We start from the raw sequence: 21203 nt of genomic DNA on the forward strand, positions 1-21203 counted from the left end.
CCCCGTAAGCGAAACCGCCGGTGGCGTAGATCAGAGCGCGATCGAAGGCGTAACCGGCACGCACGCGAACAGTACCGAAGTAGTTGTCGCTGCTCTTGTTGTTGAAGCCGAAGGTGCCCACGAACACGTCGTTGTTCCGGTGACCGAGGTCAGCGTACTGAAGGTCGGTCTCGGCACCGATCACAAACTGACCCATCTGGTAGTTGTAACCGATCTGACCGCCGCCGACGAAGCCGCCGTTGCTGCCGCCGTTACCGACGAAGCCGACGCCCGGAACGAACACATTGTCATCGTTCGATGAGTTCCAGCCATAGCCAGCGTTCACGCCGACGTAGAAGCCGGTCCACGTGAAGGCCGGGATCACCGGAATGATCGGGGCCGGTGCCACCCGAGAGGGAAGGTCCGCAGCCGCAGCTGCTCCGGCAAAACCGACGAGCGCAACGCCGGCGAGAAGAATCTTCTTCATGGTCTCCATTCCTATCGTTTGTCTGACCCGTGCCCCAAAAGCCCGGGACGACTTACAGGCACCTTATAGAGCGATGGCCGCACGAGGTCTGTTGCCTGCCAATCACAGCGCCCGAAGGCACCGTGGCAGCATCGTGGCAAGAATGTGCATGCCGTTCCCTTGTGGCATCGCTGAGAGTTAAACGCCGAGCTTCGCTCTTGGTTCAGCTTCGAGGTGCAGAAATTTGACTTCTGCCCTAAGAAGGAAACCCTTGCAGCATATAGGCAACAGCTCGGGAGAAGAGAGTGAAGAAAATCGCCTTAGTGACGGGCGGCGCCCGGCGGATCGGCAAAAGCATCGTGCTGAAGCTGGCCCGTGAAGGATATGCTGTTGCAATTCATTGCCACAATTCCCTCGGCGACGCGGAGAAATTGGCGGCTAACGTCGAAGAGATCGGTAGTCGAGCTGCCATTATTCAGGCGAATCTCTGCGACCTTCGCGACGTGGAACGGATCGTTCCCGAGGCCATCCAGGCGCTTGGTCCGCTGACTCTTCTCGTCAACAACGCGTCGGCCTTCAAACAGGATAATTTACTCACCCTTGGTGATGAAACGTGGGATCTGCATTTTGCGGCCAATCTCCGCGCGCCGTCTTTCCTCGCGCGGGATTTCGCGCAACAGCTTCCGGACGGGCGAGAAGGCTGCATCGTCAACATCATCGATCAGCGGGTGTGGAAGCCGACGCCTTATTTCTTCTCTTATGGTCTGACCAAAGCGGCCCTGTTCGCCGCCACGCACACCATGGCGCAGGCCCTCGCACCGCGTATTCGCGTCAATGCGGTCGGTCCCGGCCCCACCTTGATGGGGGAGCGACAAAGCGAAGAGGATTTTGCGCGCCAGAACCGCGCCGTGCCTCTCGGTCACGGAGGTTCACCGGAAGAAATCGCCGAGGCTGTTCTCTATCTGGCGCAGGCGCGTAGCGTGACCGGCCAGATGATTGCGGTCGATGGCGGCCAGCATCTCGCCTGGGAGACGCCGGATGTGATCGGCATCAAAGAATGAGCCGGCTTGGAAGCAGTGTAATCGCGGAGATCAAGCGACCGTAATCCGGTTCTTTGCGATGGGTGGTGCGCCGGTAGCTGTAGAAGCGCTCTTCATCGGAATAGGTGCACAGGCCGAGATCGGCGAACTCGCCGATACCCGCTGCTCCGAGGCGCGAGCCGATATAAGCGGGCAGATCGAACTGCGCGTGACCTTCGCGAATGCTCGGGATGAAGAAGCGCCGATTGTCGCTATCCATCTCGGCGAAACGTTCCACGAAGTCGGCACCCACTTCATAGGCTGCCTGACTAATTGTCGGGCCGAGCACGGCGACGATATGTTCGCGCCGTGCGCCGAGGTTTTCCATCGCGCCGATGGTGGCTTCGAGGACGCCTGTCAGCGCACCTTTCCAACCCGCATGAGCCGCGCCGATGACGCTCGCTTCCGGGTCGCAAAACAGAACCGGGCCGCAATCGGCTGTCGAAATGCCGAGCGCGATACCGGGGACCTTCGTCACCATGGCATCGGCTTTTGGACGCTCTCCGGTCCAAGGGCCATCGGCGACGACCACATCGGCGGAATGAATTTGATAGAGGCTCAAAAGCGCGTCGGAGGCCACATCGAGATCGACTGTCATGCGTCTACGATTCTCGGCGATATTGCTCGGTTCGTCGGAGGAGCCGAGGCCACCGTTCAAGGACGTGTAGATTCCTTGCGAGACGCCGCCCTGCCGCGTGAAGAAGGCGTGCTTGATGTTGGAATAGGAGGCGAGTTCGGGCGCTTCGATGAACATGGGTCTTCAGAGTTCCGCGTTTTGAAAGCGCCCCATTGGCAATCCGGGCACGGCTTCGAGATCAGGATGGCTTAGGGCCAAAACCTTAAAAAGCTCACCCATGCCCTTCTCTCCGCGCTCGGTCAGCCGCTGAACGGCAAGATCGATGTCGTGAGCTTGAGACGGGCTTGCACGTTGTTTCAACGAGCGCGCTCGGGTTTCGATCCCAAGCCCTTCGAGAAACGCGGCTTGCGTGACCGGGCCGTGGAAGTGGGCTTTGCTGTCGATGCCGGCTTTCGCGAGCCAATGGAAATCCACGTGGGTGGTGAGATCCGCCTCACCGGGCTCTTGCAGAGGGTCGACGAACTTATGCCGATGCACCGCCTGAAGGGTATCGCCGAAGGCCGGTCCCCAATAGCCGTAATCGATCAGGAGAGCCGCGCCACCATCGCTTGCAAGCCGATGCGCTAGTGTTCCGGCGACGGCAATAGATGCTGTCGGAATTTCTAGAATCTCGCCAAGCCGCTGAGGAGATTGAGAGAGTGTTTTTTCTGGCTCCGCGTTTAGACCGAATGCTAAGTGGCCATCAGCTCTCAGGCCGACGAGGCGTTCGCACCAGCCCCGCTCTGTGGAAACATACTGTCTCACGGGAAGGGCGTCGAAGAACTCGTTGGCGAAGACGATGGCAGGGCCGGACGGAACATCCTCGATCCGGTTGTGCCAGGAGAGAGGAACGCCTGATTCCGCGAGCGCCGTGCGCTGGCTTTCGCGTAATACAGGGCTCGTCTCGATGAGATGCACGTGCAGTGCGGACCTGAACTCAGGCAGCACCTTTGCGGCGCGTAATGCGTCTGCCATGAGAGTGCCGCGACCGGGGCCCAGTTCGAGGAGATGGCAAGGGGAGGGACGTCCCATAATCATCCACATTTCGGCGGCCCAGAGGCCGAGAAGCTCGCCGAAAATCTGGCTGATCTCCGGTGCGGTCGTGAAATCGCCGCGCGCGCCGAGCGGGTCGCGCGTCGCGTAATAGTGCTGGAGGCATAGGCTCATATAACGCTCGACGGTGATCGGCCCCTCAAGGGCGATCAACTCGCTGAGACGCGCCTCGAACCCGTTCACGCGGAGCGTACTGATGGCAGCGTGCGGCCCCGCGATGCAACCCATATCAAGCCGATGCCGAGTAACACGAGCGGGAGCGACAACACCATTCCCATGGTGATACCGCCACCCAGAAACTGGAATGCGGAGCCGAACAGGAAGCCCAGTTGCTCATCGGGCTCGCGGAAGAATTCGCAGACGATCCGGGCAATGGCGTAACCTATGACGAACACACCGCAGAGAAGACCGGGACGGCGGAAGCCGAAGCGGCGAACAGCCCAGGCCATGATGAGGAAGAGTATCAGGCCTTCGCCGAGCGCTTCATAGAGCTGGCTCGGATGGCGCGGCAGGGGACCCGCATGGGGGAACACGACTGCAAAGGGGAAATCCAGCGCTATGCGGCCCCAGAGTTCGCCATTGATGAAATTGGCGATGCGGCCGAAGAAAAGGCCGATGGGAGCGACGACGGCTGCAAGATCGAGGATCGAGAGGGCGTTGAGCCCGCGTTTACGGGCGAACAGGATGATCGCCAAAGTCGCGCCTATCAGGCCCCCATGAAACGACATGCCACCGTGCCATATGGCGAAGATTTCGAGCGGCTCCGCGAGATAAGCGCTGAGATTGTAAAACAGAACATAGCCCGCGCGGCCCCCTAGAACGACTCCCAACGCTGCCCAGACGATGAGGTCATCGATGTCGATGGGTTTCGGCTGGGGCAGGGAGCCCCAAAGACCGGCCCTGGCGGCCAACCTCTTGGCGTAAAACCATCCGCCGAGAAGCCCGACGATATAGGCCAGAGCATACCATCGGATCGCAAGTGGCCCGATGGAAATGGCGACAGGATCGATAGCGGGGAAGGGAATCGCGAAAAGGGGCATAGGGACCTGTTCGTAAACACGCTGTCATTGGACCCGACGGGCGGAAACCGTCAACCCTGTTGCAGTTTTTCGCGAAAACGACCACATGAAGGCCGGTGCAAATCGAGGAAATCGGCCCATGTCTCAGACCTCAAACAGGATTTTCGATGAAATCGCCCGGTTGGCGACCGATGCCGCAGGCGCCGCTCAGGGCGTCAGGCGTGAAGTCGAGACGGTTGCGAAGGCCCAGATCGAGCGCCTGATCAAGGACATGGATGTGGCGACGCGTGAGGAAGTCGACGTCCTGCGTGAGATGGTTATCGCAGCGCGCGAGGAGAACGAACGTCTGAGCGCCCGGTTGAAGGCGCTTGAGGAACGCCTCAGCCAATAGCCACCTGCCCCCGGCATGAATTCGACGTAGGCCTGCTATGTCGAGGGCCGTTGTGGACAGGTGATCCAAACGCATTGTGGCGGTGGCCAAAATCCTGGACTGTCGAGTTGTGAGCTGATTCGTGTTCGAGGCGCGATTCATCTGTCTAAATCTCAAAGATTAGGCAGATAATACGCTTCTCAATGGAGCCGAAAAAGCAATTCTGTTGCAAGGGGCCTTGTTTGGTCTCGGGCTTGCTTGAGACGATCTGGGTCGACATGTCCTTGCTACCTCTCGAAATCGACCGTGCCGAGCACCCTCTCGACATCGTGGAGCGGCTTGCATCCCTACGTGACTGGATTTTCGACCGGGCGGATGCCGACGAGATGTCCATCTCGGTCGACGGGACTTGGTGCGAATACAGCGTTGCCTTCACATGGCTCGAGGAGGTCGAGGCGCTCCACGTGGCCTGTGCTTTCGATCTGAAAGTGTCCGACCGCCGGCGGCGGCACATTCTCGACCTCATCGCGCGCATCAATGAGCAATTGTGGATCGGCCATTTCGATCTGTGGTCGACCGGTAACGTGGTGATGTTCCGGCACGGCCTTCTGCTCGCAGGCGGTGCGGAGCCAACCCAGCGGCAATGCGAGACCATGCTCAAGGTCGCGGTCGAGGCCTGCGAGCGCTATTTTCAGGCTTTCCAGTTCGTCATGTGGGGCGGCAAGTCGGCCCAGGAAGCGCTGGACTGCGTTCTGTTCGAGACGGAAGGCGAAGCCTAGAAGCACGATCCGACGCGCTTCTCGTGGCCGGATGCTTGAACCGCTATCCGGGTTCCTCAGCACATTCATGCCCGGATCACGTATGGGCATGAAGGCGTGAGGCGAAGGGATCGTGGCCTTCGTCAATCTCGACAGCCAGCGACCGAGATGGAATAGATACCGCCTCCCTTGTTCAAGCGACAGGTCGTCATGTCCGTTCAAGCCTCCGATCTCCCTTCATCTCTCGTTCTCGTCGGCGCTGGAAAGATGGGCGGCGCCATGCTCGAGGGATGGCTTGCCGTGGGGATGCCTGCTTCTGCCGTCACTGTTGTCGATCCCCGACCGTCGGATGAGATGGTTCGCCTTTGCACGGAGCGTGGCATCGCACTCAACCCGACGACGGTAAAATCGCCTGCGGTTCTGGTGTTCGCGATCAAGCCGCAGATGCTCGATGAAGCCGCGCCGACGATCAATTCCTGGCTCGGTTCCGACACGCTCATCGTCTCGATTCTCGCGGGCAAGACCATCGGGAATCTTCTTGAGAAAATGCCCAACGCCAAGGCGGTGATCCGCGCCATGCCGAACCTCCCGGCGAGCGTCGGGCGCGGCGCTACGGGTGCGGTGGCGAACACCCATGTCAGCGAGGCGCAGAAGAAAACAGCCGATGCGCTTCTTCGCGCTGTCGGTATCGTCGAGTGGTTGCCTTCGGAGGATCTGATCGACGCGGTCACGGCGGTTTCGGGTTCTGGCCCTGCCTACGTGTTCCATCTCGTCGAATGTCTGGCGGAGGCGGGCGCGGCAGCCGGTCTTCCCGCCGACCTCGCGGCGCGCCTGGCGCGGGCAACCGTGACAGGGGCGGGAGAGCTTCTTATGCAGAGCGATCTGTCTCCTGCAACGCTTCGGCAGAATGTCACCTCGCCCGGCGGAACTACGGCGGCTGCCCTTGAAGTTCTCATGACCGATCCGGCTGGTCTGAAAACCTTGATGCGAGATGCTGTCGCCGCTGCAAAGCGTCGCGCGGAAGAGCTTGCGGGCTGAGCGTGGTGGCAATCGCCCGGCGCAATCCTAGATGAGAATGGAACATCTCTTTAGGAGAAAGCCATGACGATCGAAGCTCCGACCCCTTCTGCTGGATCCAAGAAAGAGGCCATCGTTCAAGCTCTCATGAAGCTTGCCGCCGAACGCTCCTGGAATGAGATCGGCATCGCCGACATCGCCCATGCGGCTGATGTCAGCCTCGCCGATTTTCGCGATCTCTTTCCCTCGAAGGGCGCCATCCTGGGGGCGTTCTCGTGTATGATCGATCGCAAGGTGTTGGAGGGAACGACGTCCGATCTCGCGGCGGAACCTGCGCGCGAGCGCGTTTTCGACGTGATGATGCGCCGCCTCGATGCGCTGGCGCCCTACAAGGCTTCCTTGAAGCGTATTGCGCACACACTTAGTCTCGACCCGCTTTCGCTCGCGTCGCTCAATCGCGCCGCCGTCAACTCACAGCGGTTCATGCTCGCATCGGCGGGGATTTCAACCGATGGAGCCCTCGGCGCGCTGAAGCTGCAAGGAGCTGTTCTCGTGTTCGGGAAAACCATGCGGACATGGTTGCACGACGATGATCCTTCATTCTCCCGCACCATGGCACGACTCGATCGCGAGTTGAGGCGCGGCGAGAGCGTTCTGGAAAGCGCTGACGGCTTCTGCCGTCTGACAGCGCCATTGCGCGCTTTTGGGCGTGCTTGCCTCAAGTCGAAATCCAGGCATGATGGATCGCGGCAGCGCACGAAGGATGGCGAAACCAGCAATCCGGCGGCGACAATCTAGAGCGATTTGCCAGAGATTTTTTTGGGGGCAGTATGAACCAAGGTTCGGCCGCGATGGCCGCAATCACTTTCGACGATTTTCTGAAGGTCGATATTCGCGTAGGCCAGATCATCGCCGTCGAGCCGTTCCCGGAGGCGCGCAAACCGGCCTTCAAACTGACGATCGATTTCGGACCGGAGATGGGCACCAAACGCTCCTCGGCACAGATCACGGCGAATTACAAGCTGGATGAATTGGTGGGGCAACGCGTCCTCGCGGTCGTGAATTTTCCACCGCGGCAAATCGGTCCGTTCATGTCGCAGGTTTTGACGCTCGGTGTGCCGGACGACAACGGCGAAGTCATGTTGGTCAGGCCCGACCGGGATGTGCCGCTTGGCGGCAAACTCTACTGATCAGGCTGGCAGGCGGACGGTCGCACGCAGTCCACCGAGGGGGCTTTTGCTCAAGCTAATGTCGCCGCCATGGGCTCTCGCGATGTCGCGTGCAATGGCGAGGCCGAGGCCGGAGCCGCCTTCATCCTGATTGCGCGCTTCATCCAACCGGAAGAACGGTTTGAACACCTCGTCGCGCATGTCAGGTGGAATGCCGGGGCCGTCATCGTCCACGTGCAGAACGAGCCATTGCGTCTCGTGATTGGCTGAGATCTCGATGGTGTCGCTGTGCCGCGCAGCATTTGACACGAGGTTGAACAGCAGCCTGCGGAACGCATCTATGCGCACCGTGATGTTAGGATCGCCGACGACGTCCAGCGTCGTCATATGCCCTTGCCGTTCCGCGTCTGATTGCAGCTCACTCAGGAGAAGGCGCAAGTCCGTGGTCACCGCGTGCTCGCCGGCATCGCCGCGCGCAAAGGAGAGATAGCCTTCGAGCATGCGGCTCATTTCATCTACGTCGCGCTTGAGGTCTTCGACCTCCGGCGTCTGCTCTATCAAGGCGAGCGACAGCTTGAAGCGCGTGAGGATCGTACGAAGATCGTGACTGACGCCGTTCAGCATCGTAGTGCGCTGCTCGATGCTGCGTTCAATACGGCGCTTCATCTCGAGAAACGCTTGACCGGCCTGCCGGACCTCGCGCGCGCCGCGTGGGCGAAATTCGATTTCGCGCCCTTTGCCGAAATCCTCCGCCGCTTCCGCGAGTCGCAAGATCGGGCGGATTTGGTTGCGCAGGAACAGGATGGCGATGGCGAGCAGCACGAGGGACGATCCGCCCATCCAGACCAGGAAGATGTGTGAGTTCGATGCATAGGCCTGACTGCGCCGCGCGAGCACGCGCATCACGTCCTGATTGTTCAGCAGCACGCGAATTTCGATGTAGTTCGAACGCCCGACCGTATCCATCCAATAAGGGCGGTCGATCTGCTTCCGCAATTCATCCGACAGCGTTTCATCGAGAATGGAAAAGAACGGCTTCGGACCTGGCGCGGGCAAATCGGTATCGTGGAGAATATCGACATCCAACTGCAAGCGATCCGACGCGATCCGTGCCAACGTCGCTGCGTCGCGATCCTGCGGATAGCTCTCGTAGATATCGACCAGCGCTGCCACATCGGCGGTAACGGCGGCAGACAACCGGCGTGTGACGAGTTGCCAATGCCGCTCCATGAAGACATAGGCGATGACGGATTGCAGCAGAACGACAGGCGCGATGATGATGATCAGCGAGCGCGCATAGAGGCCCTTCGGCAATAGGTTTCCCAACCAGCGCAGAGCCCGGCCCAGAAACGAACGCTTGAAGAACCTTCTGACTTTCATCGGTCGAGAACGAGACGATAGCCGATCCCGCGCACGGTTTGCAGGAAGATCGGATTGGCAGGATCGTTCTCGATCTTCCGGCGCAGGCGGTTGATCTGAACGTCGACGGTGCGTTCGTTCGCGCCGATCCCGTTGCCTGCCAACTCCTCACGCGCAACGTTCCCTCCGACACGTTCGCCGAGGATGTTGAGGATCTCGCGTTCACGCTCGGTGATCCTTACCAGTTCCGCGTCGCGCCGTAATTCGCCGCGATCGAAGCGATAGGTGAAAGGACCAAAGCGGATTTGCTCGGGAGTGTCGCTCTCGATTGTTGTCGCAACCGGCGCCGAGCGTCGGAGAATGTTGCCAAGACGTAGGAGAAGCTCGCGAGGTTCGAAGGGTTTTGGAAGATAGTCGTCGACCCCGATCTCAAGACCGTTGACGCGGTCGTCCGCATCCGCACGGGCGGTAAGCATGAGGATCGGGATCTGCGATTGGCCGCGCAACGAGCGCGCGTAATCGAAGCCTGTCTCACCCGGCATCATGACATCGAGAACGAGCGCGTCGAAAACGAAGTTCTCAGCCTTGGCCCGCGCCTCCGCAGTGTTCGCGGCGGTCGTGACCCGATATCCGTTCTCGCCCAGGAAGCGAGCCAGAAGATCGCGAAGGCGACGGTCATCGTCCACCACAAGAATATGCGCGGCATGATCTGGGATATCGACGCGAGAAACCTCCATGTCAGTTGGTCCCGCCAAAAACGAGGCGCTCCACATGGGCACGGTCATTGGCATCGATCAGGCGCAGAAGATAAGCGCTGATCAGGCTTTTCGCAGTGGGGTCCAGGTCGGCCATGGCACGCATGATACGATGGGTCTGCAGTTTAGAGAACTGCAGCGCCAGCTCGTGCCCTTCCGCCGTGGTTTGAAGATGCCGTTGGCGGCGGTCTGCCGTGCCGGCATTGCTTGAAATAAACCCCTTCTCGATGAGTTCCTTCAGGACACGGTTGAGGCTTTGCTTGGTGATTCGTAGAATATCGAGCAATTCGGCAATGGTCAGGCCCGGTTGACGGTCCACGAAATGAAGAACCCTGTGGTGAGCACGGCCGAAGCCGTATTCCGAGAGGATCCGGTCGGGGTCGCTCACGAAATCGCGATAGGCGAAAAAGAAAAGTTCGATCAGATCATAGGCCGGCATATCCGCCGGGGTCTCTCCGTCGAATGCTTCTCCGTCCGGCCGTGGCCGCTTCAGAGCCTGAATTGCGTCGGGCACTATCTCAAAACCTGTTTTTTAAGTCAGCCTTGTTGACATATCTCAGGCTGATTGTTACTCGTCAAGTCGCTTCTGTGAAACGAATGAACCTTAAAAGGCACGGTGGCACATCGGAAATTTCACGGCCCCGGTGTTTCGCCAAAACGGCCGACAATCCTTAAGGAGACGAACGATGTCCGCTACCCCCTTCGATCAACGTGATGGATGGATCTGGTATGACGGACAGATCGTACCGTGGAAAGACGCGAAGGTGCACGTTTTGACGCATGCCCTTCATTATGGCTCGAGCGTCTTCGAAGGCGAGCGGGCCTATGGCGGCGAGATCTTCAAGTCGACCCGGCATTCCGAGCGGCTCAAGAAATCCGCTCAGATCTTGGACTTCGAAATCCCCTTCACCGTGGCCGAAATCGATGCCGCCAAGCGCCTCGTGCTCGAGAAGAACGGGCTGACGGACGGCTATCTGCGCCCCGTCGCGTGGCGCGGCTCGGAGATGATGGGGGTTTCCGCGCAGCACAACAAGATCCACCTCGCCATCGCGGCTTGGGAATGGCCAAGCTATTTCGATCCGTCCCAGAAGATGAAGGGTATCCGTATCGATATCGCCGATTATCGTCGTCCGGATCCGGCAACAGCGCCGTCCACCGCGAAGGCCGCGGGTCTCTACATGATCTGTACGATCTCCAAGCACCGTGCGGAGCGCAAGGGTTATGCCGACGCGCTCATGCTCGACTGGCAGGGCCGGGTGGCCGAATGCACGGGCGCGAACGTGTTCTTCATCAAGGACGGCGCGGTCCATACTCCGATCGCCGATTGCTTCCTTGACGGCATCACTCGCCAGACGGTCATCGAACTCGCCAAGCGGCGCGGTTTCGAAGTGATCGAGCGGCGCATCATGCCCGATGAGCTCAAGACCTTCAGCGAATGCTTCATCACAGGCTCGGCGGCCGAAGTGACGCCGGTGTCCGAAATCGGACCCTATACGTTCCAGCCGAGCAACATGACGAAGATCCTGATGGACGACTACACGGCCGAGGTTCAGCCGAAGGCCAAGGCGGCCTGATCCGGGTCATTGCAGTGGTTCCAACAAGAGCCTGATCGAATTCAAAAAACCCCATCGCCGAAAGCGGTGGGGTTTTTGTTTTTCTGTTTAGCCGAGGAGATGGCCTCGTGCGACCTTCGGTTTACGGTGACGCGAAAAGAGCAGTCGCTCCCTGGTGGAGACCACGAGCCGTTTCCAATCAACTGGCGCGCGGAAGATCGAAATCCTTCTCGTCGGGAATACGGTTGAAAGCGATCTTCGCTCCCACATACCCGCCGGGGATCTCTGGCCAGGGGCCGAAGTGAAGTATGCGGCTTCCATACTGGGCATTGAGTCTATCCGCGACGAGCGACAGGCTTTCCATGCGTCGGCGAAGTTGCGCATCGGCCGTATTCGAGAAGAGATCCTTCCCGATATCTTCGACGGGCTGTAGCTCCGCCAGAACGATGTGCAGGTTATTTGCACGACGAGAGGAGTATTCGTACTTCGCCCGACGAAATAACTCCGCCAGAGCGGCCAGCAGGGCCGGATCGTCCCATGTCGCCGGGAAGCGTTCCTCTCCGTGCCAATCGGCGCCCTGTCGATCTCTCAGCCATAAACCGAGGGATCGGGCGGCAAAGCCTTCCCGCCGCATCCGACTTGCTGCCTTGGCCAGCAGGACTCGCGCGCAGGCATAGGCCCCTGGAAGGTTGCGCCAGTCGGTGGGCAGGACCCGGCCATGGCCGAACATGCGCCGCTCCGTGGCTGGGCGCTCCACCGCGTAGCCATGCAGGCCCATCCAGAGCCGTTCGCCCTCGACGCTCCCCCAGATGCGACGAGCCTCCTTTGGCTGAAGCTGCCAGAAGCCTGCCATGTCGGTCACGCCCGCGCGTGCGAGCCTCGCGGCATTCCCCTTGGCGATGCCGGGCACCTCCGTCAGAGGCAGAGCGAGAAGAGACCCCGGCAAGTCGTCCGGGTGGAGGGTCACCAACCCGTCCGGCTTATTCATCTCAGCCGCGATCTTGGCGAGAAGGTCGTTGGGGCCAAGGCCGATGGAACAGGTGAGGACAGGGCTGAACGTCTCTGCGAGCGCGTCCTTTATGCGCCGCGCTATTGCGTGTGCGTTCTTTTCTTCCGAGGGGAGTAGGGCACAGACCATTTCGTCGATGGAACAGATGCCCTTCACTGGAACGATCTCTTCCACGGTCCGGATGATCGCCTTGTGGAGGACAACATACGCATCATGCCGCGCTTCCACTAGCGCAATGCTAGGGCATAGGCGGCGCGCCTCATGTACCATCATGCCACGCTTGAGACCGACAGCTTTCGCCTCGCGGCTCACGGCAATGAGGCCCGTGTGATTAGACTTGATCGGAATGACACCGACCGGCCTTCCGCGCAGGCGCGGATCGAAATATTGCTCCGCGCTCGCGAAGAATGAATCGAAATCGACGTACAATCGTTCAAGGCCCGAGGGCTGAAGCGCTGCCATATCTTTCACATGGATAAAGAACAAAAATAGAACATTCTCTCATGAGATTGTCGAGTCCCAAGCCTGTGAATAACGGGGAATAAATCGGGCGCACTGGGTTGATATTCCTTGCTCGAAAACGTGTTCAATCTATTCGAACAAAAAAAGAACATCCGCGTTTTCTCGAATTGAGCGAACGTTAATACATACTAAAGTACTTCTGTCGAAATGGTGCCGTCTTTCGGTTGGCCCTATCTGTCGTTGCGACATGAACTACGTTGGTTCAAATCGGCCTTACATCATCCATAATTCCAGAGCGCTATCCAGCTGCGAGAACCGAACCCAGGCCCAAAAATGCAGAGCCACAAATCCCACTTTTCATTGAAACGCATCCTCCAAGGGCCAATCCTTGCTCTGGCGATCATTGTCGTTTTGATCGACGACGCCTTTCGCGCGGTGGTTGTCCCGGCGGTGCGGCGTCTGGCCCAGATCGGGGCGATCCGGCGACTCGAGATGCTGATCGGGCAAATGCCGGCTTATGGGATCCTGACGCTCTTTTTGGTTCCGCTCGCGATCATCGAACCCTTCAAGCTCTATGCCCTCTACCTGATGGGTCTGGGGCACATTCTGTCAGGCCTCTTCGTCTTCGCTCTTGCCAAGATCGTCGGAGTTGGGCTCGCCGAGCGGCTTTTTGCCATCGGGCGCGATAAGCTTCTGAGTATCCACTGGTTTGCCTGGTGTTTCGAGCGATGCCTTGCAGTCCGTGACGCCATTCATATGCGCTTGGAAAAAATGAAGATCTGGCAGGACGCGAAGGCTATCGTCGCCCATATTCGAAGCGGCATCGCAACGGCGAGAAACTCTTTCGCGCAATGGCGGGCCGCTCACGCGCGCGGCCGTTTCGCTGCGGCAAGGCGGAAAGTGCGCCGTCTTTTGGCGTTGTCCTAAAAAGGATAAGCGATCCTCTTTCGCTGAGCCGAAGCCATTCCTACATGGTTGGTCTGGGAGGACTATGTCTGTGACGAAGACTTTGAAATGGTATCGTAAAAGCGCAGTAGCGCTCATGGCCGTCGGGCTGATCCTTGCCGCCGGCGTCGCGGAAGCGCGCATGGGAGGTGGCCGCAGCAGCGTCGGCTCTCGGGGCGCACGCACCTGGAGCGCCCCTCCGACAACCAACACCGCACCGAACGTTGCGACCCCGATTCAGCGTTCGCAGACGCCCAACCTCAGTGATCAAAGAACGATTCCGCCGGTCGGATCGGCCGCTCAGCCGCGCCGCTTCGGTTTCGGTTCGGGACTCGCTACAGGTCTTCTCGGAGCAGGCCTTATCGGTATGCTGATGGGTAACGGCTTCTTCGGTGGTCTCGCCGGGCTCGGTTCCGTTCTCGGCTTGCTCCTGCAGATCGGCTTGATCGTTTTGCTGGCGTCTTTCGCGTTGAAATGGTTTCGTCGTCGCCAGCAGCCGGCGTTCGCTGGTCATGCCTACACAGGCGCGTCGCCGGAAGCTTCTTCGCGCTCTATGGGTGGAGGTTACGGCTCGGCGCTGAACGGTCTCGGCTTGTCTCGTCCGCAGGCAGCGCCTCGCGGCTCAGCCACGCGCGACGAAGTGGGCATCGGCGAGAAGGATTATGCCGCCTTTGAGAAGGCGCTCGTCGAGACGCAAGGCGCCTATTCCCACGGCGACGTCGCTGCCATTTGGCAATCGGCGACGCCCGAAATGGCAGGATACATCCAGGAGGAGTTGAACGACTACGCGTCGCGCGGCCTCGTCAATTCCGTTTCGAATGTCCGCCTTCTCCAGGGCGATCTAGCTGAAGCCTGGCGCGAAGGTGTCGTCGACTACGCGACCGTCGCCATGCGCTATTCCCTGCTCGATGTGACGAAGGAAAAGGCAACGGGCCGGATCGTCGAAGGCAATCCGACCGTGCCGGTGGAGGTCGCGGAAATATGGACATTCCGTCGTGACCAGAGCGGCCCGTGGAAACTGTCCGCCATTCAACAATTGAACTGAATTTAGAGCGGCCGGGGACCTTCCCCGGTTGTTTCGCTTCCAGGCTTCGAAAGTCGGATGCTTAAGAGTTTCAGTGTCCGCCGAGCGAAATCCGGGCATCGCGGGGGCTGTTGAGAATTTCGAGCAGGCTTTGCGCAATATGACGTGCTTCGTCGTCCTTCAGACGTAGCATGAAGGGGGGCATCGGACCCGCTTGGAGCGACACGACGGCAAGGCCATTCTCATCCATGCCGATGTCAATGGTGGGGGAGGTGACGTCGACGAAATCGCCCTCCGGCTCGACATCGTCTTCGTCGCTTTCGCCGATCGCGAAGAGAAGTTGGCTCACGGCTTTCACGAGCGAACGTGCCGCCTGGGGATCCATCACCACCGCAGTCGCTTGTTCGCCTTTCTTGAAGGCGAGCTGGATATTATCGCCCTCAAGCGTGACGGAAATCCCGGCCATTCGTACAAATCCTTTTCCGCGATATATGGGTTCTGTTTTGTTTCAGGGAAGGCGGTGTTCCGCAGCGGTAGTGACGCTCATGCAGACGACTTCGAGCATCTCCGAAAGACGCTCGTGAAAGCCGCAAAGCCTGATCGCGCCACTGCTTGGTGACCCTTTCCAGCATCTTAGCCAAGTGTGGATCTTGCCTTTTCTGGGGGTATCTCTTAGTTAAATGGCATCGACATTTGGCCGGACGAATGGGCTGCTTCGCCTCTGGCACTGCCGGGCGCACGTCTCCTCTCTACCAAACTCGACCATTGACGGATCGACACTTGGCGCTCCGTCTACGTGCAAACGATAGTGAAGGGTGTTCCAGATGGAAACCGGAACGGTGAAGTGGTACAACGGGACCAAGGGTTATGGCTTCATTCAGCCGGACAACGGTGGTAAGGACGTGTTCGTCCACGCTACCGCGCTTGAGCGCGCCGGACTGCGTGGTCTGCGCGAGGGTCAGAAGATCTCCTACGAACTTCAGACGGACCAGCGTACGGGCAAGACGTCCGCAGTAAATCTGCAGGGCGCGTAAGCTTTTCTTGCTGGAGGGCGGGCTCGTCTCGTCTTCCTGCAGCGGCCGTTCCGGTTCGGGGCGGCCTTTTTGTTGTTTGACGGAAGGCTTTGCATGGCAAAGGAAGAACTCATCACCTTCGAGGGTCTCGTAACCGAAATCCTGCCGGACGCCCGTTACCGGGTGCAGCTGGATAACGGGCACGAGGTGGTTGCCTATACCGCAGGGAAGATGAAAAAAAACCGCATCAAGACGCTTGCGGGTGACCGCGTGACCGTCGAGATGTCCCCTTATGACCTAGAGAAGGGGCGCCTGATCTTCCGTCACAAGGATTCGGGTGCGCCCTCCGGCCCCCGGCCGCCGCAGCGCGGCAACCCGCAGTTCCGTCGCCGCTAAGGCGCACGATCCGGCGAAGGGATTACCCTTCGCCGGATCGATCCTGCGCACAAGAATTGATTGTGCTTCAAGAAATGGGGCCGCTCTCAATCGAGACGGTCGCCCTATGCGACTGCCTGCATGACCGAAAGGGTGACCTGATCGGGACCGAGGTCCTCATCCATATCACGCAGGTGCATCAACTCGGCGAGCCTGTTTCGCGCACGGTTGACGCGGCTTTTGATGGTGCCGACGGCACAGCCGCAGATCTCTGCAGCCTGCTCGTATGAAAAGCCTGATGCGCCGACGAGCAACACGGCTTCCCGCTGATCCGCCGGAAGGCGCGTCAAGGCCTTTTGCAGATCCTCGAAATCAAGATGGGCGCCTTGAGCGGGTTGCACGGCGAGGGTCGCTGCGTACTTACCGTCAGCATCTTCCACTTCCCGCCGCCGCTTGCGGTATTCAGAGTGGAATAGGTTCCGTAGAATGGTGAAAAGCCAGGCTTGCATATTGGTGCCGGGCTGGAAGCGCGTGATGTTAGCGATGGCTCGCATCAGCGTTTCCTGCACGAGGTCATCAGCGCGGTCGACGTTGTTGGTCAGCGAAATGGCAAAGGCCCGAAGGTTCGGAGTAGCCTTCAGCATGTCGTCGCGCAGCGCGTTGTCGATGCTCATGAATGCTGTTTCCTCCGCTCCCGTCCCATCTGTTCCTGGTCGAGTTCGACCTGGTCCAGCTGGTTGATGATCTCTATGAACCGCTCCGGAACAGGGGTCTCGCCGAGCGCCAGACTGTCGTAGAAACTCTGGAGGCGCTGGCCGAGCTGGTTCTGCACGGATCGGCTCAAGGCCGGCCGCTTTTCTTTCTTCAGACTCACTGAACTATCGTCTCTTCCCCTCGCGAAAGCGGGGGACTTCTTGCTTGGATCGCCCTGCCGCATCGATTGCGCAACCTCCTCAAGCCTTGGCGCACCTTAAGGCGGCGCCTTTTCACCGTGGGGGTAACGTCCAAGGCATGGCATCGTTCCTGCTTGAAGCTAGGCAGTGACCTGTTGTCTGGGGATAACTCCGTTTCGGAACTTAATCCTTCGCGTCAAGTTCTGTGTCTATCCTTAGCGGCACGGTCGCCGCGGATCGACGAAACTTTCAGGCGGTCACGAACGGAAGGGTTTCCCTCATGCCTCTCAGCACCATCCTTCTCATCATCATTATCATTCTTCTGATTGGCGCAGTGCCGCGGTGGCCTTATAGCCGCAATTGGGGTTATGGACCGAGCGGCCTCCTCGGCGTGGTCCTGCTCATCCTCCTCATCCTGTTTCTTCTGGGGCGTATCTAGCACCGTAAGTGCAGGTTACCGCTTTCGGCGCTCGGTCATGAGCGATGCGACGATAATCGTCGAAGATCAGGCGAGGCCTTCCCTGAGCCCGATGGGGCGTACTTATGTTCTTTCTTCCGAGCAGAGAAAGGACAGACAAGCCCGAGAATACTAGAACCTACCGTACTGGAATGTTATAGTATCCAGAATCGCTCCAAGGCCTCCCTTTGCTCATCCGCTATACCAAGCTCGTTCCGGCGAACTCGATCCTCTCCTATGCGATCACCGCAGTGATGGTCGGCGCTGTGATCCTTGCGCGGCTGGCGCTCACACCTGTTCTGGGAGACGACCTTCTCGATGTCTCGCTCTTTCCGGCTGTGTTGATGGCGGCCGTCATCGGTGGGGCGGGGGCCGGCGCATTCGCGATTTTGATCAGCGCCGTCGCCGCACTTTTCATTTTTCCGAGTCGTGAAAACGCTCCCTTCACTGCAGGGAGTATCACCGAGTTCGGTCTTTATCTCTTCGGTGCGGGCCTGTCGGTCGTCGTTGCCGCCACGCTCAGGGCTGCTGTCGCCCGGTTGGAATTGGCGCAGGGAAAGCTGGTAACGGTGTTGGATGCTTCCGGCACAGGAACTTGGTGGTGGAACATGCGCGAGGATTGTGTGGAATGGGACACCGCGCTCAATCATCTGTTCAGAATCGATCCGGCCAATTCGCCTTGCGTCCGCGAGGACTTTCTTCGCTTCGTTCATCCTGACGATCGCGAGCTGGTCATCCAGAGGTCTCGTGAGACGTTGGCGACTGGGGGGGCCGATTATGAATTTCGCGCGATCCGGGCCGATGGCACGATTCGGTGGATGTATTCCCGCAACCGCATGCTCCCCGACAATCCGGGCCAGGAATCCGTTATGGTGGGCGCCTGCCTCGATGTGACCGAACGCAAGGAGGCCGAAGAGCGGCAGCAGCTTTTCGTTCACGAACTCAATCACCGTGTGAAGAACACGCTGTCGGTTGTGCAGTCCCTGGCTCTTCTCACTCTGAATGGGAGCAAGAGCCTCGCGGCTTTCAAGGAAGCATTTCAAGCGCGCCTTTTCGCTTTGTCGGCGACCCACAACATCCTGACGGAGGAGTTGTGGCACGGCGCCCCCATGCGCGAAATTCTTTCTGCGGAGCTCGCACCCTATGGCGGTCTCGACGAGGGCCGTGTGAGCGCCTCCGGCGAGCCCGTTCGCCTCACACCGCAACAGGCGGTCAGTTTCGGCATGGTGTTTCACGAACTCGCCACCAATGCCGCGAAGTACGGCGCGCTGTCGGCGCCCAACGGGCGAGTCGATATAGCCTGGCGCAAAACCGCCAGTGAGGCCGGAAAGCCTCGCCTTGAAATCATGTGGGTGGAGAGCAACGGGCCTGTCGTGCAGGAGACCATCTGCAAAGGGTTCGGTTCGCGGCTGATCGAACGCAATATTGACTACGATCTGGAAGGCACTGTGGAGATGCGCTTTCTTCCGGAAGGATTGCAATGCTCGATTAACGTGCCTCTTTGATCGTTGCCCGCCACCTGCGCGGCCTGATCTCGGCCGCCTCGAGCTCGTCCGTATTCTGCAACATTCCGTCGATGACATTGTTGATGGGGGAGCCCAGCGGCCGAGGCGGTCTTGAACGCGCCCCATCGAAGGAGCCTAAGCTATCAGACGACGAATAACTCCAAAGCAGAGAAACCCTTGAGTTTTGTCGGGAGCGTAGCGATCTGCACCGCAGCCATCGCCCCGGAGCCGTCTTCGTCATAGAGAAGCGCACCGCTCTTCTTCACATAAATGACGTAGTCATTATCGTCCTTCGCCTTGTCCAGCGCGAAAAACTTCTTGCTGAGTTTCCCTGGCTTCGAGGCCGTCCCCTTGCCGAGCTTTTTCATCACCTTGTTGTCGAGCCAGATCGTGTCGTCGGCAACCGTGTAGTCCGTTACCTTGTCGGCATTGGCTTTGCTGGGCTTCGTGTCGAACACGAAGATATCCTTGCCTGGGCCGCCCGTCAGAACATCCTTTCCGGGACCGCCATAGATTTTGTCGTCAAGCGCGTTGCCCGTCAGGATGTCCTTGCCGACCCCGCCGCGCACGATCCGGAAACCGCCGACGACAGGGTTGCCGCCAGACTGCACTGCAACGCCGTTCACGATCACATTCTCGATGGCAGGGTTCGCGTAGTTGAAGGTTGCATAGACGGTATCGACGCCACCTGAATCGATGATGATGTCCTGGGCCGATTGGATGAAGTAGGTGTCGTTGCCGGCGCCTCCGTTGAGGGAATTGACGGCACTGTTGCCGATCAGCACATCGTCGAAGGCGCTGCCTACCGCATTCTCGATCACCACTCCCTTGGCGATGGTGAACCCGCCTGCGATCTTCGTCTGCTGCGAGAGGAAGCCTCCCGCGTTCGGATCACCTTGCTGCAAGGTGGCGGCGCGCAGGTCAATGGTGACACCGGCCGTGGATCCGGCTGCGGTGATCGTGTCGATGCCGCCCGCATCCCAGATCGAGGACCAGCCCGTGCCGGGAGCGTTCGCCGTCGGTAGCGTGTAGGTGTCGTTGCCGGTGGCGGTGGTCATATTGGCGCCATAGAGCAGTTGAATGGCTGCGATGTCGAAGGCGCCAAGCGTGCCCTGGTGGCCGTAGGTGAAGTCACCCTTCGCAGTACTCAATCCGTCGTTATACGACATTTGCGTATATACGGATTGATTCAGGCCGTTCTCCCCGATGTCCTTCGGGCCGGCTACCCCAGGGAACGTGGTGCCATCCGCACGCTCTCCACCGTCATGAGGATGAGCAAGACCAAGGCCGTGGCCGATCTCATGGATCATGGTCGTGCGCCCGACGCTGCCGAAGCTTTTTACGCGCCAGATATCCGAAAAGAAGCTGTTGAACAGGCCCCAACGCTGATGGGAGGGGTTGCTGTCGTCGGGTGACTCGTGCCAGCCGGCAAGGCCTTCATCAAGCGGGTATAACCACCAGACCATATTAGCTTCTGTGATGTCATCTACCGTAGCGAAGTTGATATTGGCGACGCTGGTATAGACACTCAAGGCCTCGACGAGGAGGTTGGTCATTTCGTCCCACCAATGCCCCCGAAACTGTCGGATCGTTAGCCAGCCGCTCTGAAGCTCGCCGTGTACATTTTTAGCGGCGTAATAATCAATCTCGTTCCCGAAATCGAGCGGGACATCACCTATGGCGATGAGGATAGGGTCTTGCGGCGACTGGTCCCAGACCTTTCCACCCCAGATGAGTGAGTCGATGTAGGGATTGCCGTAACCTGATCCCGGAACGTTTCTGAACCCAGCCATTGTTCTTGCCTCAAGCCTGACAGTACCAATCCGACATTAATATACGTTATATTATTTCACAATGTATTGGATCACACATCACGGTCTTTGCGTAGCGCCTGCTCTCTCCGATCCTGGATTGACGTAAGATCCTCTGCACTGGCGTGCTCATCGTATCCTCTTTGTTCTAGGGTGAACCAGTTGGAATCATCCGCCGCATTGCACCGGAGGGTGGGCCATCCATATCCGGGGGCTGGCTGAATCAAGGCCGGAACTCTCTGCGCGCGAAGAAACAGGGCGGCCCGTAGCCGCCCTGGCAAGTCCCTTCGATGCGGCAGGCGCGCTTGCGGCAGGTGGACGGCACCCCAAGGATGTCGGCCAGCCGCCGCAAGGTGTCGTCGCAATCGGGCAGTTTGGAGAGAGTGGCCTGAACGCGGCTCATGAAACCTCCGGCAATCGTTTCGTCTGACAATGGTATGCTTGGAAAAAGGGCGAGCGCCTGCGGGCTCCGGGCCTGAAAAGGCCGGGAGCCATAACGAGAGGTGGGCGAGGGTG

General features: G+C 59.2%; 26 protein-coding genes. 13 read left to right on the forward strand and 13 right to left on the reverse strand.

Going from position 1 to position 21203, the window contains the following annotated elements; genetic code table 11:
* Positions 1-466, reverse strand: a 466-nt coding sequence (locus tag AB4072_RS06895) for an outer membrane protein (RefSeq protein ID WP_441966564.1), incomplete at its 3' end; no start/stop codon positions are given.
* Positions 467-750: 284 nt separating this feature from the next.
* Between AB4072_RS06895 and AB4072_RS06900 the strand changes: the two genes are divergently transcribed.
* Positions 751-1506 carry an SDR family oxidoreductase gene (locus tag AB4072_RS06900; protein ID WP_441966566.1) on the forward strand — a complete coding sequence of 252 codons (756 nt, stop codon included), beginning with the start codon at positions 751-753 and terminating at the stop codon, positions 1504-1506.
* On the opposite strand, the gene pgeF is transcribed toward AB4072_RS06900, so the two are convergent.
* From pgeF to lgt, 3 genes are read right to left on the reverse strand one after another with little or no spacing between them, the layout of a single operon-like run.
* Positions 1496-2278, reverse strand: a complete 783-nt coding sequence (gene pgeF / locus AB4072_RS06905; protein WP_441966568.1) for a peptidoglycan editing factor PgeF — start codon at positions 2276-2278, stop codon at positions 1496-1498. The genes AB4072_RS06900 and pgeF overlap by 11 nt on opposite strands.
* 6 nt (positions 2279-2284) lie before the next feature.
* Positions 2285-3421, reverse strand: a complete 1137-nt coding sequence (locus AB4072_RS06910) for a class I SAM-dependent methyltransferase (RefSeq protein ID WP_441966570.1) — start codon at positions 3419-3421, stop codon at positions 2285-2287.
* On the reverse strand, positions 3373-4233 hold the full coding sequence (gene lgt / locus AB4072_RS06915; protein WP_441966572.1) for a prolipoprotein diacylglyceryl transferase: 861 nt from the start codon (positions 4231-4233) through the stop codon (positions 3373-3375). The genes AB4072_RS06910 and lgt overlap by 49 nt, the downstream gene beginning before the upstream one ends.
* 118 nt (positions 4234-4351) lie before the next feature.
* Between lgt and AB4072_RS06920 the strand changes: the two genes are divergently transcribed.
* The 5 genes from AB4072_RS06920 to AB4072_RS06940 all read left to right on the forward strand — a co-directional run bounded on the left by AB4072_RS06920 (position 4352) and on the right by AB4072_RS06940 (position 7547).
* Entirely contained in the window at positions 4352-4603 is a 252-nt protein-coding gene (locus AB4072_RS06920; RefSeq protein ID WP_441966574.1) for an accessory factor UbiK family protein, read from the forward strand.
* Between the two features lie 257 nt (positions 4604-4860).
* Positions 4861-5361 carry a YbjN domain-containing protein gene (locus tag AB4072_RS06925; protein WP_441966576.1) on the forward strand — a complete coding sequence of 167 codons (501 nt, stop codon included), beginning with the start codon at positions 4861-4863 and terminating at the stop codon, positions 5359-5361.
* 189 nt (positions 5362-5550) lie between these two features.
* Positions 5551-6378 carry a pyrroline-5-carboxylate reductase gene (gene proC / locus AB4072_RS06930; RefSeq protein WP_441966578.1) on the forward strand — a complete coding sequence of 276 codons (828 nt, stop codon included), beginning with the start codon at positions 5551-5553 and terminating at the stop codon, positions 6376-6378.
* Positions 6379-6441: 63 nt separating this feature from the next.
* Complete coding sequence (locus AB4072_RS06935) at positions 6442-7155, forward strand: TetR/AcrR family transcriptional regulator (RefSeq protein WP_441966580.1); 714 nt, start codon at positions 6442-6444, stop codon at positions 7153-7155.
* 53 nt (positions 7156-7208) lie between these two features.
* Positions 7209-7547 carry a tRNA-binding protein gene (locus AB4072_RS06940; protein WP_441966582.1) on the forward strand — a complete coding sequence of 113 codons (339 nt, stop codon included), beginning with the start codon at positions 7209-7211 and terminating at the stop codon, positions 7545-7547.
* Here AB4072_RS06940 and AB4072_RS06945 read toward each other — a convergent pair whose 3' ends face one another.
* From AB4072_RS06945 to AB4072_RS06955, 3 genes are read right to left on the reverse strand one after another with little or no spacing between them, the layout of a single operon-like run.
* A complete protein-coding gene (locus tag AB4072_RS06945) occupies positions 7548-8906 on the reverse strand; it encodes an ATP-binding protein (RefSeq protein ID WP_441966584.1) in 1359 nt (452 codons plus the stop codon). It abuts the gene before it with no gap.
* A complete protein-coding gene (locus tag AB4072_RS06950) occupies positions 8903-9670 on the reverse strand; it encodes a response regulator (RefSeq protein ID WP_441966586.1) in 768 nt (255 codons plus the stop codon). The genes AB4072_RS06945 and AB4072_RS06950 overlap by 4 nt, the downstream gene beginning before the upstream one ends.
* Positions 9624-10157 (reverse strand): MarR family winged helix-turn-helix transcriptional regulator, encoded by a 534-nt coding sequence (locus AB4072_RS06955; protein ID WP_441967250.1) that lies wholly within the window; start codon positions 10155-10157, stop codon positions 9624-9626. The genes AB4072_RS06950 and AB4072_RS06955 overlap by 47 nt, the downstream gene beginning before the upstream one ends.
* 169 nt (positions 10158-10326) lie before the next feature.
* Between AB4072_RS06955 and AB4072_RS06960 the strand changes: the two genes are divergently transcribed.
* Positions 10327-11214 (forward strand): branched-chain amino acid aminotransferase, encoded by an 888-nt coding sequence (locus AB4072_RS06960; protein ID WP_441966588.1) that lies wholly within the window; start codon positions 10327-10329, stop codon positions 11212-11214.
* A gap of 178 nt (positions 11215-11392) precedes the next feature.
* Here the strand turns inward: AB4072_RS06960 and AB4072_RS06965 are convergent, their stop codons facing one another.
* Positions 11393-12664: a Y-family DNA polymerase gene (locus tag AB4072_RS06965; protein ID WP_441966590.1), complete on the reverse strand. Its 1272-nt coding sequence runs from the start codon at positions 12662-12664 to the stop codon at positions 11393-11395.
* 333 nt (positions 12665-12997) lie between these two features.
* On the opposite strand from AB4072_RS06965, the gene AB4072_RS06970 reads away from it, so the two are divergent.
* Positions 12998-13591, forward strand: coding sequence for a hypothetical protein (locus tag AB4072_RS06970; RefSeq protein ID WP_441966591.1), 594 nt, complete (start codon positions 12998-13000; stop codon positions 13589-13591).
* A 64-nt stretch (positions 13592-13655) separates the two neighbouring features.
* Complete coding sequence (locus AB4072_RS06975) at positions 13656-14654, forward strand: Tim44 domain-containing protein (RefSeq protein ID WP_441966593.1); 999 nt, start codon at positions 13656-13658, stop codon at positions 14652-14654.
* 70 nt (positions 14655-14724) lie between these two features.
* Here the strand turns inward: AB4072_RS06975 and AB4072_RS06980 are convergent, their stop codons facing one another.
* Complete coding sequence (locus AB4072_RS06980) at positions 14725-15099, reverse strand: hypothetical protein (protein WP_441966595.1); 375 nt, start codon at positions 15097-15099, stop codon at positions 14725-14727.
* Positions 15100-15457: 358 nt separating this feature from the next.
* On the opposite strand from AB4072_RS06980, the gene AB4072_RS06985 reads away from it, so the two are divergent.
* Both AB4072_RS06985 and infA read left to right on the forward strand, forming a co-directional pair.
* Entirely contained in the window at positions 15458-15667 is a 210-nt protein-coding gene (locus AB4072_RS06985) for a cold-shock protein (protein ID WP_441966597.1), read from the forward strand.
* A gap of 93 nt (positions 15668-15760) precedes the next feature.
* Positions 15761-16042 (forward strand): translation initiation factor IF-1, encoded by a 282-nt coding sequence (gene infA, locus AB4072_RS06990; protein WP_441966598.1) that lies wholly within the window; start codon positions 15761-15763, stop codon positions 16040-16042.
* Positions 16043-16146: 104 nt separating this feature from the next.
* Here the strand turns inward: infA and AB4072_RS06995 are convergent, their stop codons facing one another.
* Both AB4072_RS06995 and AB4072_RS07000 read right to left on the reverse strand, forming a co-directional pair.
* Entirely contained in the window at positions 16147-16695 is a 549-nt protein-coding gene (locus AB4072_RS06995; protein WP_441966600.1) for a sigma-70 family RNA polymerase sigma factor, read from the reverse strand.
* On the reverse strand, positions 16692-16895 hold the full coding sequence (locus AB4072_RS07000; RefSeq protein ID WP_441966601.1) for a NepR family anti-sigma factor: 204 nt from the start codon (positions 16893-16895) through the stop codon (positions 16692-16694). The genes AB4072_RS06995 and AB4072_RS07000 overlap by 4 nt, the downstream gene beginning before the upstream one ends.
* A gap of 299 nt (positions 16896-17194) precedes the next feature.
* Here AB4072_RS07000 and AB4072_RS07005 point away from each other — a divergent pair, with 299 nt between their 5' ends.
* On the forward strand, positions 17195-17353 hold the full coding sequence (locus tag AB4072_RS07005) for a DUF3309 family protein (protein ID WP_441966603.1): 159 nt from the start codon (positions 17195-17197) through the stop codon (positions 17351-17353).
* Positions 17354-17559: 206 nt separating this feature from the next.
* Positions 17560-18876, forward strand: coding sequence for a sensor histidine kinase (locus AB4072_RS07010; RefSeq protein ID WP_441966605.1), 1317 nt, complete (start codon positions 17560-17562; stop codon positions 18874-18876).
* 143 nt (positions 18877-19019) lie between these two features.
* Here AB4072_RS07010 and AB4072_RS07015 read toward each other — a convergent pair whose 3' ends face one another.
* Together AB4072_RS07015 and AB4072_RS07020 are read right to left on the reverse strand one after the other, a co-directional pair.
* Positions 19020-20669: a M10 family metallopeptidase C-terminal domain-containing protein gene (locus AB4072_RS07015; RefSeq protein WP_441966607.1), complete on the reverse strand. Its 1650-nt coding sequence runs from the start codon at positions 20667-20669 to the stop codon at positions 19020-19022.
* A 241-nt stretch (positions 20670-20910) separates the two neighbouring features.
* Positions 20911-21090 carry a hypothetical protein gene (locus AB4072_RS07020; protein WP_441966609.1) on the reverse strand — a complete coding sequence of 60 codons (180 nt, stop codon included), beginning with the start codon at positions 21088-21090 and terminating at the stop codon, positions 20911-20913.
* Between the last annotated feature and the right edge of the window lie 113 nt (positions 21091-21203).

The sequence above is a fragment of the Microvirga sp. 2MCAF38 genome (genome assembly GCF_052115485.1).
Lineage (GTDB): Bacteria > Pseudomonadota > Alphaproteobacteria > Rhizobiales > Beijerinckiaceae > Microvirga.